This is a genomic window from Sulfurovum sp. AR (genome assembly GCF_000296775.1).
Lineage (GTDB): Bacteria > Campylobacterota > Campylobacteria > Campylobacterales > Sulfurovaceae > Sulfurovum > Sulfurovum xiamenensis.
Genome location: NZ_AJLE01000002.1, coordinates 255,351 through 271,176 on the forward strand (window position 1 = coordinate 255,351; position 15,826 = coordinate 271,176).

Consider the following 15,826-nt stretch of genomic DNA (forward strand, 5'->3'; position numbering starts at 1 on the left):
ATTAAGCCCTCATTTTTCGTTTGAAATTTATCCACTCTACAACGGAACGAATAGACTCTTTATCATTGATATTGACTTCCAGGATATCCACATTGGGTTTAATGCGTCTGGCCTGGGCTTTTTCATTTTCAATATCATACTTGAAGTATGGCAGAAGGTCGGTTTTTGTGATGAGGACAAGATCGGCTTGACGGAACATGACAGGATATTTGGCTATCTTGTCTTCCCCTTCGGGTATAGAGACCAGTACGATGTTCAAATGTGTACCCACATCATAAGAAGCAGGACAGACCAGGTTTCCTACATTTTCCACAAAACATACATCCAACCCATCCAACGGCATATCGTGTAAACCTTTATGCACCATAAAAGCATCCAAGTGGCAAGCAGAACCAGTCTGTATCTGCATGGCAGGAATGCCTTTTGCTTGAAGCCTCTCTGCATCTTTACTGGTTTCTAAGTCACCCTCAACCACACCAAATTTAAAATCTGCCACATCTGCCATATGTTCCAACAGCGTGGTTTTCCCACTCCCAGGACTGCTCATAAGGTTGATACCCAATATACCTTTGTTGTTAAAATGTTGTCTGTTATGCTCTGCTTCATGGTCATTTTTATCTAAGATCTTTTGAATGACTGAGATGGTTTTGGCATCATTGAGTTGTGGATTGTGATGTAAATGTTCATGTGCTTTTTGATGCTGATGAGAATGAGCATGATCTTTACCTTCATGACTATGCTCCATCACACTCTCTGTTATACTACACCCACAATCTGTACACATATTTTTCCTTTATCCTAATAATATATTCGTTCCGACTATCAGTGAAATGAAACCGGCCGTTGCAAATGCTCTTCTTACGTTTTTTAGATTACCTAAAAAGCTTTGATTGATATAGAGTATCAACAGTCCAAATGCAAAAAATACCAGCATGACCCCAAGTGTAAAAAGACCTACCATCGATAGATCTACACTGCTACCTTGAACAGCACCCAGTGTGATCAGCATACCTCTCACACCTCCTGCTCCCATTAAAAGTCCCAGTGAGAATGAAGAACTGTTCTCTATGCCATGGTGTTCATGCGACTTTCCAAACCAAATGTGTATGTGCTCTTTATCGCCATGCTTATGTTTTCGCAGTTGAATACGATTTGTCAGAACCATCGTAAGTAGATAGATACCTATACCTATGATCACCATGGCAGAGATCATATCTCCATAGGCTAAAATTTCTTCAGATAATTCAATGTGTTGGAGTATTTTTGCAAAGATAAAAAGGCTGAGACCATGACCTAAGGCAAAGAGTGCTGTGATCAACAAGGTTTTTTGTTTATTTTTTCCTATGGAAAAATCAGCAATAGCGGTAAGATGATCAGGACCAAATGCATGTAAAATACCATACCAGAAAATAAGTAATAAACCAGCTTCCATCTTGCGTTCCTTATACTTTTAATTATAGAGTCTTTTCATAAAATTGTGTTTAAAGATATGCATCTTTATCATGCGTTTTGTGTTGAGTAATAATGCAAGGCATGCCATGCCTGTCCTCCAGCGATCCCACCATCATTGATCGCTGTATCATTTTGAAAATAATAGTTACGATTCTCTTTTTTACAGCGTCTGATGATCTTCTCAACCAGTACTTTGTTCTGGAAAACACCTCCAGAAAAAAGAAGTGGGAGCGTAGGATGTTTTTGGGCGATCTGAAAAATGATCTCTACGACTGTATTAAAAAAGGTTGAAACAATGCGTTGTCTATCTTCCATTTGTACCATAGATTCTACCATCGATTGTAGGTTGATCATACCATTCTCTATCTCAAAATGAAAGATATCCGTGATGCTTTCATCCACATACTGTTCCATGACCAAGCCACTTTCCCCTTCAAAACTTGACAGATGTACAATATCTGCAAAACTTGCCACAGCATCAAAAAGTCTTCCCATAGAACTGCACAATGGAGCATTCATGCCCTTCTCCCATACCGTATGAAGTATGTTGACCTCTTCTTTGGAAAATTGCTGTAATAGTGGCAATTTTAGTGCATGTATCTCATCAAGTGTATAGGTTTCAAACAAGAGAGAAAGAGCAGATCTGCGTGGCTCTTTGATGGCCTTTTCCCCACCCAAAAGACGAAAAGGTGAAATGGTCACAATACGTTCATAGTTTTGATGATCTGCTATCATCACTTCTCCGCCCCATATGGTTCCATCATCACCATAACCCGTACCATCAAATGCAAATCCCAAAACTTTTCCATCCATATGATGTTCGCCCATCACTGCAAGAAGATGAGCATAATGATGCTGTACTTCAATGGCTTGTAAATTTGGATGATTTTTTTGTAATTGTTTAGCCCATTTTGTGGTCATATATTCGGGATGTTTATCATAGACGATGACATCAGGTTCAAAATCATAAAAGCGTTTAAATGTATGAAGTGTACGTTCAAAATATTCAAATGCTTCTAGTGAATTTAAATCACCGATGTAGGGACTCATAATAAGCGTATTATCAAAGATCAAAGCAATACTGTTTTTTTGATTTGCTCCGACAGCGAGTATCTTTTTCTCACTCTTAAACGGTAGTTTCATACTTTTTGGTGCATAGCCTCTGGACATACGAAGTGTTATCTTTTCATCGCCTACCATTTGTAAGACACTGTCATCATTTGCATTGAGTATATCGCGGTCATGGTCAAGTATCAGATCAACAACAAAGCCAAGCTTCTCAAGTAACTCAACACTGTTTTGTATGATCGGGTCATCACTGTGATTCGCACTTGTAGCAACAAGAGGAACATTGACCTCCTCGAGCAGAAGATGATGCAAAGGTGTATAAGGAAGAAAAACACCTATGCGGTCAAGACCCGGTGCTACAAGAGGACTGAGTAAACTCTCTTTTCGTTTAGGAACGATGACGATAGCTTTTTCTTTGGATGTGATGAGTTCTGCTTCCCTTAGAGATATGTCTGTAGAGGCTTTTAAACTTTCTATATCTGGGAACATCACGGCAAAAGGCTTTAGTGGTCTTTGTTTGCGTTTTCTTAACTCATCTACAGTATTGGTGTTGGTGGAATCACAGATCAGATGAAATCCTCCAAGTCCTTTGACTGCTACAATAGACCCTTTTTTGATAGCATCTGCGGTTAATTTTATAGTATCATTGCCTTTTATTAATACGTTTCCCTTAGGATCAAGTAATTTGAGTGTAGGTCCACAGTCAGGACAGCTGATGGGCTGTGCATGAAAACGGCGATCCAAAGGATCCATGTACTCTTTTTGGCACGCTTTACACATCATAAAAGAATGCATAGAAGTGTTGGGTCTGTCATAGGGAAGTGTTTCTATGATACTGTAACGCGGTCCACAGTTAGTACAGTTAATAAAAGGATAAGCGTGTCGTCTATTGGTTGGATCATGCATCTCTTGGAGACAATTTTTACAAATGGCTATATCAGGAGAAACCAAAGTAGATTTCTGATTTGCTGTGTTACTTTGAAGAATTTGAAAATTTGTATAACCGACGTACTGTGTATCTTCACTTGAGAGTGTATCGATACGTACAAGAGGGGGCAGTTCTCTGTGGAATGCTTCTGTAAATGCCTCAATGGCACTCTTTTTACCCTCAAGTTCTATGTTTACCCCAGCTGTAGTGTTTACTATAAATCCATTTAAATGGTAACGGTCCGCGAGCTGGTAGATGAAAGGACGAAAACCAACGCCCTGTACAACCCCGGTGATGTTAAACTTTCTATTCACTTCCAAGGGTAATCGCTCCAAATGCGACATTGGCATCATCTATGCTTAAACGTTTGTTTCTATAGATCGGATAATTGATACTCAGAGCATTATAGGCACGCATCAATAATTGACGGTTTTCAAATAATCCACCGCTGAGTGTCACACCATGGATACCTATATTTGCATCTGCATTTTCAGCCTGCTGTGCAATAAAGTCTGCCAAAGAATCAATAAAACCAAAACTCAGGAGATACTCATCAAGACCGGCAAGTTTGAAACTCATGGCAGAACGGATGGCAAGCCTCGGGTCAAGCTGGTATCCCTCTTCTGTGTTTATGACTTTATAATCGATACGAGGACCGGATTTACCGTTGAATTCAATGGCAGTTGACTCAAGTTTTTCGCATGACTCCAGTGCATCGCTCCCTTCATACAAGCCGATAAAAACAGCTGCCATAGACCATATTTTGGTAATGTCAGAAATATCGGTATGGGATGTAAACTTCACTTGTTCGATCGTATCACAGAGGTCAGGAAAACTCTTTTGGAAATTGTTCACCAGACGCATACCACCCTCGTCCATGGTTCTGATCGCTTCTAACATATGTTTAGGCTGACAGATGGTATTATCTCTGAAGAGTACCATAGGGGTATATCCTATTTTTCTGGAAAAAGAGAAGATATGAGATGGATGTGTTCGGCTGAAATGTATCCCACAGAGTGACTGTTCGTCAAGTCCATGTTCAAGTACAATGGAACGCATGGCAGCATGTGCAGGTTCAAAACGTATCGCATTGGCAAAGGTAGGTGCTGCATCATTCGCAACATAGCGTATAGTTGGTTTTTGTAAGGCAAGTATTTTGTTCAACTGTAAGCCATTTACATCTCCACAGGCCTGAAAACCGTTATACTCACAGAAAGAAGGTTGTTTTAAAGGGATATCCATAGAAAATGGCAGCATATCACGACCTGATGTGATAATCAACTTTTCATCCAGCGCAGTAGCAACACGTAATGTAGATACATGGTCAGAGTACACTGCATCTATATCTTTCTTTTTTAACGCAATAGAGAGGGCCAAAGTAATTTTATCATCTGCGAAGAAGACAGGATAAAAAGGTTGATCCAATGTATTTTCAGCGCGAAACATTAATTTCGGTTTTAAACGCACGGAAGGTTTTTCCACTGTCATCAAGCTATCCAATTCACATTGCGTGATAAGAAATTTATCTGAAATATCTGTAGGATCGCAAAAGAGAATACCCTGATCGTTTTGTTCCTTTGTATGTAATAAAGCAAAGCGGCGTGTTCCATTATAGGTAGGTAAGACAATTTCACCTTTCTCTTCCAAGACAGTTGCCAATTGCAGAAAAAAATCCTTTTCTTTGGATGCTTGGATGCCTGTATAAGTAGTGAGATCATCCATAGAAATAGATAGTTCACTGAACCCGCAAACAGTACATGGATGAAACGGATTCAATGTGTTGATCACTTTTTCCTGGCATTCGGGGCAATATGGTACTTCATATGGAGCATCATTCTTAGAGAGTATCTTAGAAGCTACCTCGGTGTTAGCCTCCTCTATCTTGTACTCTTCCAAGAAGAGTGACTGGGGGACGAGCAAGGATATTTGTTCCGCCAGTGCCTCTAAGCTTGTTTGGTCAGCTGAAGCTTCTATCCTGAACTCTGTGCCATTCTGGTATAGTGAAAGCGGTAGAGTTGAGAGTTCATTGATACGATTTAACAGTCGTATAAACAACCCATTACTATGGGTGTATGTAAATTTAAACGCTATATGCATCAAGTACCCTAAATGAGTTTGGTAGAATGGCCTGCATATCGACTTCAGCTTTTTTGACTGCAGCAATTCCCATGGTTTTTAAGTAATGTAGCAGTGTCTTTTCCATCAGTGGTACGGCGGCAGCTACACCCTCAGAAAGAGAAAATTCTGTGGCTTCTATCACTGTGGGTACGACACCCATGATCATCGTAGGTGGACGATCGCCTGCAAGATCCATCATATTGAGAGTTTGCAGCATTTCAACCTCATGTGCACTACCCTGCCAGTCTACTGCATCAGGCACTGCATCAAAATCAAAGAAATAAACTTCACCAGCCTCTACTCCTGGTGCATTGATCGTATCAACAATGATCACATGATCATACTCTACGATGATAGGTATGAGTCTTTGTGCAAGGGTCCCTCCATCCACAAGATCGATCTGAGGTTCACCTTCAAAACGGTATTTCTCTCCTATATAATTGATAAAATGTACCCCGATGCCTTCATCACCAAATAGCAGGTTCCCAATACCTAATACTAAAATTTTCACTTTTTATCTTTTTCCTCAGACTGGCTTTCTAGTTGTTCTTTTTTCAGATGGTAATCATACCCTGTAAACATTACATCAAGCGCGGCATGTTTAAATCGTATGGCAGACCAAATGACCATGTAGATATGGATAGGGATAAAGACCAAAAAACCCCACATTGTAATATGATGTATAAAACGTACACTAGCAAGTCCACCGAACCATGCCTCAACTACGCGCATTGAGTCATATAACAAACCACCAATACCTTGGTGATAGACATGTACATACAATATTAATCCAGTAAGTGAGGCTGTAATAACCAAGAGCGTGATTATAAAGTAAGTAAAAAACTGTAATGGCCCATACAACCCTATTTTACGTAATTCACCGAAAAAGAAATATGACTTTAACGCAACTAACCAAGATTTTAAACTGAATACATCTCTAAGTGAACGTAATTCACCATTACTATCTGGTCCAAAAAAGAAGAGATAGATACGAAGCAGACCGGAAGATATCAGTACAAATCCCAGGATAAAATGCCACATTGCCCACTTTCCATAAAGTAGTTTATCCGTTGAACCTTCAGACAAAATGAATGGATGTGCTAGATAGAACCCGGTTATAATTAATCCCGTTACTACAAGGGCACGTATCCAGTGTAATATTCGATTACCCCAACTATAAACAAAATCAGGATGTTCTATAATATATTCTTCTGGTTTTTTCATAGTTTTCTCTCCTTTTCATTCCTTTTTATTCAAGGAAATCTATTTAACACATTAACAAGCTGTCCCACTGTTCATAGGATTCACTTTAAATTCACTAAGTTCTGCACCTTTCATATCCATCACATGTACGGAACATGACATACAAGGATCAAAAGAGTGAATCACTCTGAGTACTTCAAGCGGTTTGGTCGGATCTTCAAGTTTTAAACCTACCAAGGATGCTTCATAAGGGCCAATAGTACCGTTACCGTCCATCGGTCCAGCATTCCATGTTGTCGGTACGACTGCTTGATAATTTTCTATGACTCCATCTTTAATACGTACCCAGTGACTAAGTGTTCCACGAGGAGCTTCTCCTATAAAGCGGCCTTTGTAGACTTTTGAAGGATCAATCTCAAACTTAGTGTACGTACTGTCATCGGTTTTGATATTCTCTACCAGTGAATTAAAGGTTATGATAGCATTGTCAGATATCAATTTAGTTTGAAGCATTCTTGCCGCTGTTCTACCTAATGTCGTAAAGAGTGCACCTACCGGCAGTCCCGTCCTTTTTAGAAAAGCGCCTACTTCCGCTTGGACCTTTGCATTGCCTCTGGCATAATTAACCAGTAAACAGGCTAAGGGACCAACCTCCATCGCTTGATCGTCATAACGAGGTGATTTCACCCAAGAGTATTTTGCATTTTCATCGATGATCTTTGCTTCTCCATTCACAGTATCACCATCTACAAAACCAGTATAGTCTGGTTCAGTCACACCATCCCAAGGTTGTAAGTGATTTGTACCTTTATACCATGCGTGTGTCACATCTTCTTCTATCTTCATATCATCAATATCGAATACTTGAGTAATATCACCATTTGTGATGTACCCACTTTGGAAAAGATTTTCTGTACGGTTTAGCATAAATGCATCAGCAGCAAGGAAGTTCTTCACCCCTACTCCACCTAGTACGGTTTCTTCTGTACCGTAGGCTTCTGCAGCCATGATGATATCTGCCTGATAGGCACGATCGATGAAGTCTTTAACAATTTTGTATTTTTCTTTCCATTGAGCCAGACGTGTAGGACTCAATATATCTCTGACACAGGTCACCCCACCCACCACAAGACTTTGCGGATGCGGCTGTTTTGCTCCAAAGATAGCGAACATCTGTGCAGCTACACGCTGTACCTCTAGTGCCTTGAGATAATGTGAAAGTGCGATAAGGTTCTGTTCCGGAGAGAATTTGTAGGTGCCATTCCCCCAATAGGCATTGGCGAATGGACCAAGTTGACCTTTATCTACAAACTCTTTCACTCTCTTTTGTACAGCAGTCAGTTCATCTGCTCCTGTTGCTATAGGTGAATCAGAATATTTAAAAGCCAACTTGGATGCTTTTTCAGGGTCTGCACTCAATGCTGAGACCACATCGACCCAGTCAAGACCATGTAAGTGGTAGAAATGTACCACATGGTCATGCATATAAAGAGATTCATTAAGAAGTGAACGTATCAATTGTGCATTGTAGGGTGCTTCTACACCTAAGGCATTCTCTACCGCTTCCACACCGGCCTTGTAATGTGAATAAGTACAAACACCACAGATACGCTGTGACATAAGTCCAGCATCACGAGGATCACGCCCTTTAAGAATAAGTTCGATCCCTCTCCACAAAGTCGATGATGAGTAGGCTTTTTGTACTACATTGCTTTCATCTACTTCGACTTCTATACGCAGATGTCCCTCAATTCTAGTTATCGGATCGATCACTACACGTCTGTTACCCATGACTTACTCCCCCTTTTCATCATGTTTATTCATAAATATACTTGCAACGGCATGTGCACCTATACCAACCAATGTTGCAGTAAGAAGTGTGGTGCCTATCTTATCAACAGTGGAGTTGAGTCCCATGACGAGATGTGAATCGATCGGTTTTTCCAATGGCCCCATCGTATCCCAGAAGTCCGGTTCAGAACATCCCATACAACCGTGTCCCGCACCAATCGGCCAATTGACATGCTGGTTAAAGCGTTCTGTAGAACAGTTGTTAAAGGTATACGGACCTTTACATCCCTGCTTATAGAGACACCATCCGTCTTTAGCACCATCATCACCGAAACTCTCTACGAACTCTCCGGCATCAAAATGTCCGCGACGTTCACAAAGATCATGTATGCGGTTACCGTATGCCCATTTTGGACGATGGTAACGGTCAAGTGCAGGCAGTGTACCAAAGAGTAAAAAGTGCATCAGTGTACCAACAATATTTGAAGCACTTGGAGGACAACCAGGAACATTGATAACAGATTGAGAAACCACCTTGTCAACACCTTTTGCACCGGTAGGATTTGGTGCAGCAGCCTGAATACCACCAAACGCAGCACAAGTTCCTATGGAAAAGATCGCTGCTGCGTCTTTGGCCGCTTCTGTAACAACACTGAGGCCTGTTCGACCTTGGGGTCCCATGGTCAAATACTGACCGTTCATAGCTGTCGGTACTCCACCCTCAACAAGGAGAATATACCTTCCTGCATATTTTTTTAAAGCTTGATTCAGGTTTTCTTCCGCTTGCCAGCCTGATGCAGCCATGAGTGTCTCATGGTATTCAAGAGAGATATAGTCAAAAATCAGGGAATCGACTGTTGGCGCATCAGAGCGTATAAAAGATTCACTACATCCTGTACACTCTGCCATATGGAGCCAGACCAACGGTATACGATCGGCCATTTTAGCAGCTTCAGCAAATAAAGGAGTGAATTGGGAAGGCAGGGCAAGCATTGCTGTAATACCTGCAGCCCATTTGATGAAGTCACGCCGCTCAATACCACGACCTTCAAGCATCTGCTCTATAGACTCTTCTTTAAACGAAGGCAACTCAGACAACGCCTGTATACGATCTTTTGCTTTTGCATAAAGTGCATCAAAACCATTCATCTTCAACCCCTTTAATTTTTGTATGTGCTAAGTATATCATAGGAACTCTAATAATATTTGCTTCTACCAAATATTATAAAATAATTTTTAATTATGACAATTATCTATTTTCTAGAACCATCCTCTCAACATAAGATACCAGTACATCGGTTTCAACTGATAGAGGTCAAATGCCCACCACAGAAATCTGGGTTTTGCAGGATCCAGGAATGGTACGGTAGGTGCTAGACCTTTGTAGTTAAATTCAGCCATGATGATCTCACCATATTCTGTTTTAAGCGGACAGACTGTGTACCCATCGAATTTCTCCATCAGTGGCTTACCTTCAAGTGCTGAAATAAGGTTGCCCACAGCGATAGGACCATGATGTCTAGTAGATCCACCGGTTTTACCTAACGGAATACCACAAACATCACCCATGCCAAATACATTTGGGTATCTTCTATGCTGCAGTGTTTCCTGGTCTACTTCAAGCCATCCCTTAGCAGTACCTTTTTGCCAACCCAATTGAGAATCCACCAATGCCTGAGGAGGCCCCATAGGCGGTACAATATGAATGAAGTCATAAGAGATGTCTACCATTCTTTTTTCTTCAGATATATCATACTCTTCCAGATCTTCATCATATTCCCCTTTGACCTCATAGGTCTCTTCAAACGTTGCTACCTTGTTCTTTGTATCTATGGCAATAAGATTGTGTCTAAAATGATTGGTAATGGTGTCATACTTATTTTGTACTTCTAGCAGTGATTTTTCGATCTCAGGGATGTGAAACAGTTTTGCACTGTCAGTAGCGTAAATATAATTCGCCCCTAAATCATTTTTTTTCAAATGATCTGCACTGAGGTAGAGGATCTTTTGTGGTGCACCACCACATTTGATAGGTGTGTTCGGACTTGTATAGAGTACTGTTGGTTTTTTACCTGAAGCTGCTGCCTCTTTGAGCGCGTTGAACCAGTGCAAAGTCACTTCACCACCTTTAGCGGTACCTTTTTCCAGATTGTTCAGATAGACACTGGAGATACTGTTTTTACCTATATCCTCTTCACTCAGACCTTTGATCCAATCATAGTGATAGACTATCCCGGTAGCCACGACCATATAATCATAAGGTACTTCCACACCGGCACGTGTCGTTACTTTATTGTTATCCGGATCAAATGAAGCAACTTCATCTTTGATCCAATTGACATCCTCCGGTATGAACTCTCTATTCTCTTTTGCAATATCATCTAACGTATAAAGCCCGGCAGCCATAAAGACCTGTCCCGGCTGATAAAGGTGTGTCTCATTGGGTGCAATGATCGTAATATCTGCATTAGGTAAAGCACTGTGAAGTCTGGCAAGTGCCATGATACCGCCTGCTCCACCACCAACAATCAAGATCTTGGCATTCTTTTCACTTTTGGCTGTTGGTGCTTCATCTGCTTGTAAAAAAGGAGATGAACCCACCAATGTGGCCGCCCCACCGACCCCCATCATTTTGAGTGCTGTTCTCCTACTGATACCTTCTTCTATGGCTTCACCATGCAACAGTTCCACTAAAGGTTTACTATGCTCAATTTTTTTATGCTTCATAAATTAAAATCCCTATGATTTATTTATCTTAAGTATAGGATAAATAAATTTTACAAATACTGAAAATAATCTATGAATATGATGATAAGCATTTAAATAAAGTGTTTTCATTTAAAGGTAGTATTATCTTAAGTACGCAGTTGCTTCAATCATAAGAATAGTGATATAATGTTCTTAAAAAGAGATAAATCTATGGCTGGGCAACTTATACAAGCACTTTCTGGGTTGGGAATGTTCCTGTTTGGTATGTTATATATGGAACTTGCACTGAAAGAGGCAGCCGGGCGCCGTTTTAAAACCTGGGTCAAGAACTCAACATCTTCTACTCTTAAATCTCTAATGACCGGAACGATTGCCACTGCGATGCTTCAAAGTTCTTCTGTCGTCACGCTTATGACATTATCATTTGTGAGTGCCTCTCTGATCACATTGTATTCGGGGATTGCCGTTATATTTGGTGCAAATGTCGGTACAACTGTGACATCATGGATCGTTGCAACACTTGGTTTTAAGGTTAAGATTGAAGCTTTTGCTTTACCGATGATAGGTGCAGGAGGTCTGCTGCTTATATTTGCATCTTCAAATCAAAAAATTACATCTGTGGCTAAAGTATTTGTTGGGTTCGGCCTTTTATTTCTTGGTCTTGAATTTATGAAAAACTCTATAGAGTCTTTAACCAGTCTGATTAACCTTGAGAAATTTTCACATTTACCTCTCATCGCTTTTGTTGGTATCGGTTTTTTTCTTACAGCACTTATCCAGTCAAGTTCAGCGGCTACAGCTATTGCACTGAGTGCACTCTATGTACACATCTTAAACTTTGAACAGGCCGCTGCCATGGTGATCGGTACGAATATAGGGACAACTGTAACAGCGATGCTTGGTGCTATGGGTGGTATACCTGATAAAAAGCGTGCAGCTCTGGCACATTTTATCTTTAACTTTATCACTGCGGTCGTCGCATTCTTGATACTTACACCTTTGACACAGTTTTTGATGGATATTCCGGCTTTAAAGCATGACCCTATCACAGCATTGGCTCTTTTTCATACGATATTTAATGTATTGGGTGTCGTGCTGCTGCTTCCTTTTATATCACTGATGGCTAAGTACTTGAAACGACTTTTTGTCTATCGTGAACCCGAACCGACACGGTATATACATTTGGTCGATCCTGAATTTTCAGAAACGGCACTGGTTGCATTACGTGATGAAGTAAACAATCTCTTTGTTAAAACGATGAAATATGCACTTTTGGTCGCAAATATAAAACCCAATGATATTTTTGTAAAAAAACTAGGTCTGAAAGAGGCTGTAGAAGCCAATCAAGAGCAAATAGAATTCGATCATAAAATAGCCTATAACACGATTAAAGAGATAGAGATCAAGATCATGGAATTTGTGTCGGTTTTGAACCAACAAGATCTTTTGGAGGATGAAAGAAAAAGCCTGCAAACACTTTTAGCATCCGTACGTGAATCTGTCTATGCAGCTAAGATGCTGAAAGATATAAAAAATGACATGAATGAATTCTCAGAAAGCAGCAGTGAGACCATTCATACGATCTATGATGCTATACGAAGAAATCTTCTCTATGCGATCCTGATTTATATCAATTATATGGAAGAAGTATGGAGTATGGATAAATGTACAGAAAAATTCTCTAAAGCAGAAGAAGAGAATCATCGTATAATGAACGAAGCAAGTATTTCTATCAGTCATAAAGGTATTAACGAAAAGAAAGTGATCTCTCTGCTCAATACCAATCGCAGTGTTTTCATTGCAACACAGGCACTTTTCGAGGCATCAAGATCAGTATCACTGCACTTCCCGCTTGAGGATTAGGTGATAGCCATTTAGTCCTCTTGTGTTATAATGCTGCCCATACAAAAACAAGGGTGTACTATAGTGGAAACTTCATCAGTTCAAACACAAAAATTCATTTTAAAACTCTTTCCGGAGATCATGGTCAAAGGTTCTTCTGCCAAACGACAAATGGTAGGACAGCTTTATAACAATCTTGTAAAACTTTTAGGTAGATATAGTGCTGATATCACGGTCAAAAAGTTCTCTGATAAGATTGAGGTTGTTACACCTATAGAATTTCTTACTGAGGTACGCCAAACACTTCTTGACACCCCAGGTATAGAACAGGTACTCGAAGCATTACAGTTTGATGGCATGGAAACACTGGATCAGATCAAGGTCAAAGTCAATGAAATGATGGCAAAAGAGATCATAGGTAAGACCTTTGTGGTACGTGTTAAACGTTCAGGAACTCACCCTTTTAATTCTACACACATAGCACAGACCGTAGGCGGATATATGTTGGCACACAATGAGACAAAAGGTGTGGACCTGCATCATCCGGAAGTCACGATTCGTCTGGAGCTCCTCAATAAGCAACTCAATATCATTACGATCAAACATGAGGGACTCAGTGGTTTTCCTTTAGGTACACAGGGAGATATACTCTCGCTGATGTCCGGTGGTTTTGACTCGACAGTGGCCTCTTACCTCACGATGAAAAGGGGTATAAAAACCCATTTCATCTTCTTCAACCTTGGTGGGATCGCCCATGAGATAGGTGTCAAACAAGTTGCACTTTACCTTTGGTCCAAGTTCGGTGCTTCGCATCGTGTCTCTTTCATCTCTGTGCCATTTGATGCAGTCATCGAAGAGATATTCCGTTCGACCCATGAGAGCTACATGGGTGTAACACTCAAGCGTCTTATGCTCCTTGCCGCTGAAAAAGTGGCCAATGAACTGGAAATAGATGCACTGCTTACGGGTGAAAGCGTGGCACAAGTTTCTAGTCAGACCTTGCGTAACCTGGCACTGATCGACCAGGTGACCAATAAACTCATTTTACGTCCACTCGCTACAATGAACAAACCTGAGATCATCAAGATAGCCAGTGAGATAGGCACACGCCGTTTTGCAGAGAATATGCCTGAGTACTGCGGTGTCATCTCCAAAAACCCTATTACGCACGGTTCATATAAGCGCATGGAAAAAGAAGCAGCACGTTTTGACTACTCTGTGCTGGATAAAGCTGTAGAAGATGCACAGAAGATCTATGTCGATGAGATCATCGATGATGTGACCAATGCGGCACCTGTAGAGGTGATACATGACCTCAATGATGATAAGTATGTGGTCATAGATATACGTACGGAAGATGAGTGCATCGAAACACCGTGTAAAAGCATTAAGATCCCATTCCATAAACTCAAGACAGAGTTCAAGAAGCTGCCGCAGGATAAGGAGTATCTACTCTACTGTGACAAAGGGATCATGAGCCAACTACATGCCCAGTATCTGCGTGATGCAGAGAATGTTAAAAATGTAAGGGTATATCGACCCTAAAATATTATGAAAATGATGTCCCTGCATGCCATTATCATCGGTGAAAAAGCCAAAGAACCTTTACGTTACGTAGAGAGTGCCCAGGCTGTTAAAGGTAAAGGCTTGGAGGGTGACCGTTATTTCTACGGACAAGGCACCTTCAATAAACCCCAACTTTCCCAAGATGTAAGAGAGATCAGTATACTTCCTTTTGAATCTTTGGCAGCGTGTAACAGCCGATTAGAGAGTCACTTGGACTTTTTGGACCTGCGTCGAAACCTTATTATCAAAAACTTCGATGCTTCACTGTTGGAAGAGAAAATTTTCAGCATTGGTACGACCAAGTTCCGCATCGTACGTACCTGTCCTCCATGCCGTTACCTTTCCAGACTTTTAGATGAAGATATGATGAAGGGACTGAAACATATAGGTGGATACAGGGCTCTTATTGTACAAAGTGGGATGATCAGTGTTGGAGATGAAATTAGTTATTAACACTCGAAAATACTAGAAAAACTTAAATTAAAAATCCTCATATACATCTTCTTTTATTGTAATTACACGCATAATACACATAGGCTTGCTATCCTCAAAATCGAGATACATTACGATCAATAATTACATGGCAGGATGTTGTCTGTCTAATAAGATATAAAAGGAATATGGATGAAAGTTTTAATCATAATAGCAGCAATGATCGCCTCACTGTATGCGATAGATTTTTCGCATATGAGTACGGAAGATATGATGCATATGCGTGGTAGTATACCTATGGAGCAAAGAGATGACTTTAGAAAAGAGATGCAAAAACGTATGCAATCCATGACACAGGAAGAGCGTCAAAAATATGGTATGCAAGGTAAAGGCATGATGAGTGGTCAAGGAATGATGGGTATGGGCAATCAAGGTATGATGGGTGGCCAAGGAATGATGGGCATGGGTAACCAAGGTATGATGGGTGGTCAAGGTATGCATTGCTGTTGCTGCTGCTGTTTTTGCCAGGCAATGATCAACAACCGTTGTATGATGGTAAATAAAGGTATGGGTAAAAAAAGTATGATGGGTGGTCAAGGTATGAAACAAGGTAAAGATATGAAGTGTGGCGGCCAAGGTATGATGATGAAAAATCAATAAATGACTGTGGTAGCCTATAAAATGAGGCTACCCAACTTATCTTTCTAAAAAACTACA

13 protein-coding genes are annotated in these 15,826 nt (G+C 40.5%); 4 read left to right on the forward strand and 9 right to left on the reverse strand.

Annotated elements, in window-relative coordinates; all coding sequences use genetic code 11:
• Position 1 precedes the first annotated feature (1 nt).
• The 9 genes from hypB to SULAR_RS02965 form a co-directional block, all read right to left on the reverse strand.
• Positions 2 to 784: a hydrogenase nickel incorporation protein HypB gene (gene hypB / locus SULAR_RS02925; RefSeq protein ID WP_008242788.1), complete on the reverse strand. Its 783-nt coding sequence runs from the start codon at positions 782 to 784 to the stop codon at positions 2 to 4.
• A gap of 9 nt (positions 785 to 793) precedes the next feature.
• Positions 794 to 1,432 (reverse strand): hypothetical protein, encoded by a 639-nt coding sequence (locus SULAR_RS02930; protein ID WP_008242789.1) that lies wholly within the window; start codon positions 1,430 to 1,432, stop codon positions 794 to 796.
• 68 nt (positions 1,433 to 1,500) lie between these two features.
• Positions 1,501 to 3,798, reverse strand: coding sequence for a carbamoyltransferase HypF (gene hypF, locus SULAR_RS02935; RefSeq protein WP_238536348.1), 2,298 nt, complete (start codon positions 3,796 to 3,798; stop codon positions 1,501 to 1,503).
• The gene (locus SULAR_RS02940; protein ID WP_008242791.1) at positions 3,755 to 5,545 is read right to left on the reverse strand and encodes a hypothetical protein; all 1,791 of its coding nucleotides are present in this window, start codon (positions 5,543 to 5,545) and stop codon (positions 3,755 to 3,757) included. Before SULAR_RS02940 ends, hypF begins: the two co-directional genes overlap by 44 nt.
• A complete protein-coding gene (locus SULAR_RS02945) occupies positions 5,529 to 6,077 on the reverse strand; it encodes a HyaD/HybD family hydrogenase maturation endopeptidase (RefSeq protein ID WP_008242792.1) in 549 nt (182 codons plus the stop codon). The genes SULAR_RS02940 and SULAR_RS02945 overlap by 17 nt, the downstream gene beginning before the upstream one ends.
• Positions 6,074 to 6,790 (reverse strand): Ni/Fe-hydrogenase, b-type cytochrome subunit, encoded by a 717-nt coding sequence (gene cybH, locus SULAR_RS02950; protein ID WP_008242793.1) that lies wholly within the window; start codon positions 6,788 to 6,790, stop codon positions 6,074 to 6,076. The genes SULAR_RS02945 and cybH overlap by 4 nt, the downstream gene beginning before the upstream one ends.
• Positions 6,791 to 6,841: 51 nt before the next feature.
• Positions 6,842 to 8,560 (reverse strand): nickel-dependent hydrogenase large subunit, encoded by a 1,719-nt coding sequence (locus tag SULAR_RS02955; RefSeq protein ID WP_008242794.1) that lies wholly within the window; start codon positions 8,558 to 8,560, stop codon positions 6,842 to 6,844.
• 3 nt (positions 8,561 to 8,563) lie between these two features.
• Complete coding sequence (locus SULAR_RS02960; RefSeq protein ID WP_008242796.1) at positions 8,564 to 9,709, reverse strand: hydrogenase small subunit; 1,146 nt, start codon at positions 9,707 to 9,709, stop codon at positions 8,564 to 8,566.
• A 111-nt stretch (positions 9,710 to 9,820) separates the two neighbouring features.
• Entirely contained in the window at positions 9,821 to 11,287 is a 1,467-nt protein-coding gene (locus tag SULAR_RS02965; RefSeq protein WP_008242798.1) for an NAD(P)/FAD-dependent oxidoreductase, read from the reverse strand.
• Between the two features lie 192 nt (positions 11,288 to 11,479).
• Between SULAR_RS02965 and SULAR_RS02970 the strand changes: the two genes are divergently transcribed.
• The 4 genes from SULAR_RS02970 (at position 11,480) to SULAR_RS02985 (ending at position 15,769) form a co-directional block, all read left to right on the forward strand.
• A complete protein-coding gene (locus tag SULAR_RS02970; RefSeq protein ID WP_008242805.1) occupies positions 11,480 to 13,132 on the forward strand; it encodes a Na/Pi cotransporter family protein in 1,653 nt (550 codons plus the stop codon).
• A gap of 63 nt (positions 13,133 to 13,195) precedes the next feature.
• A complete protein-coding gene (gene thiI / locus SULAR_RS02975; RefSeq protein WP_008242806.1) occupies positions 13,196 to 14,656 on the forward strand; it encodes a tRNA uracil 4-sulfurtransferase ThiI in 1,461 nt (486 codons plus the stop codon).
• Between the two features lie 6 nt (positions 14,657 to 14,662).
• Positions 14,663 to 15,130 (forward strand): MOSC domain-containing protein, encoded by a 468-nt coding sequence (locus tag SULAR_RS02980; RefSeq protein ID WP_008242807.1) that lies wholly within the window; start codon positions 14,663 to 14,665, stop codon positions 15,128 to 15,130.
• A 171-nt stretch (positions 15,131 to 15,301) separates the two neighbouring features.
• Positions 15,302 to 15,769, forward strand: a complete 468-nt coding sequence (locus SULAR_RS02985) for a DUF1104 domain-containing protein (protein WP_008242808.1) — start codon at positions 15,302 to 15,304, stop codon at positions 15,767 to 15,769.
• Positions 15,770 to 15,826: the final 57 nt, after the last annotated feature.

Bases quoted from the DNA above. Each gene is read 5' to 3' on its own strand.
- SULAR_RS02955 (WP_008242794.1), bottom strand. From the start codon at position 8,560: ATGGGTAACAGACGTGTAGTGATCGATCCGATAACTAGAATTGAGGGA.
- hypB (WP_008242788.1), bottom strand. From the start codon at position 784: ATGTGTACAGATTGTGGGTGTAGTATAACAGAGAGTGTGATGGAGCAT.
- SULAR_RS02940 (WP_008242791.1), bottom strand. From the start codon at position 5,545: ATGCATATAGCGTTTAAATTTACATACACCCATAGTAATGGGTTGTTT.
- SULAR_RS02985 (WP_008242808.1), top strand. From the start codon at position 15,302: ATGAAAGTTTTAATCATAATAGCAGCAATGATCGCCTCACTGTATGCG.
- hypF (WP_238536348.1), bottom strand. From the start codon at position 3,798: ATGCCAATGTCGCATTTGGAGCGATTACCCTTGGAAGTGAATAGAAAG.
- SULAR_RS02930 (WP_008242789.1), bottom strand. From the start codon at position 1,432: ATGGAAGCTGGTTTATTACTTATTTTCTGGTATGGTATTTTACATGCA.
- SULAR_RS02970 (WP_008242805.1), top strand. From the start codon at position 11,480: ATGGCTGGGCAACTTATACAAGCACTTTCTGGGTTGGGAATGTTCCTG.
- cybH (WP_008242793.1), bottom strand. From the start codon at position 6,790: ATGAAAAAACCAGAAGAATATATTATAGAACATCCTGATTTTGTTTAT.
- SULAR_RS02980 (WP_008242807.1), top strand. From the start codon at position 14,663: ATGAAAATGATGTCCCTGCATGCCATTATCATCGGTGAAAAAGCCAAA.
- SULAR_RS02960 (WP_008242796.1), bottom strand. From the start codon at position 9,709: ATGAATGGTTTTGATGCACTTTATGCAAAAGCAAAAGATCGTATACAG.
- SULAR_RS02965 (WP_008242798.1), bottom strand. From the start codon at position 11,287: ATGAAGCATAAAAAAATTGAGCATAGTAAACCTTTAGTGGAACTGTTG.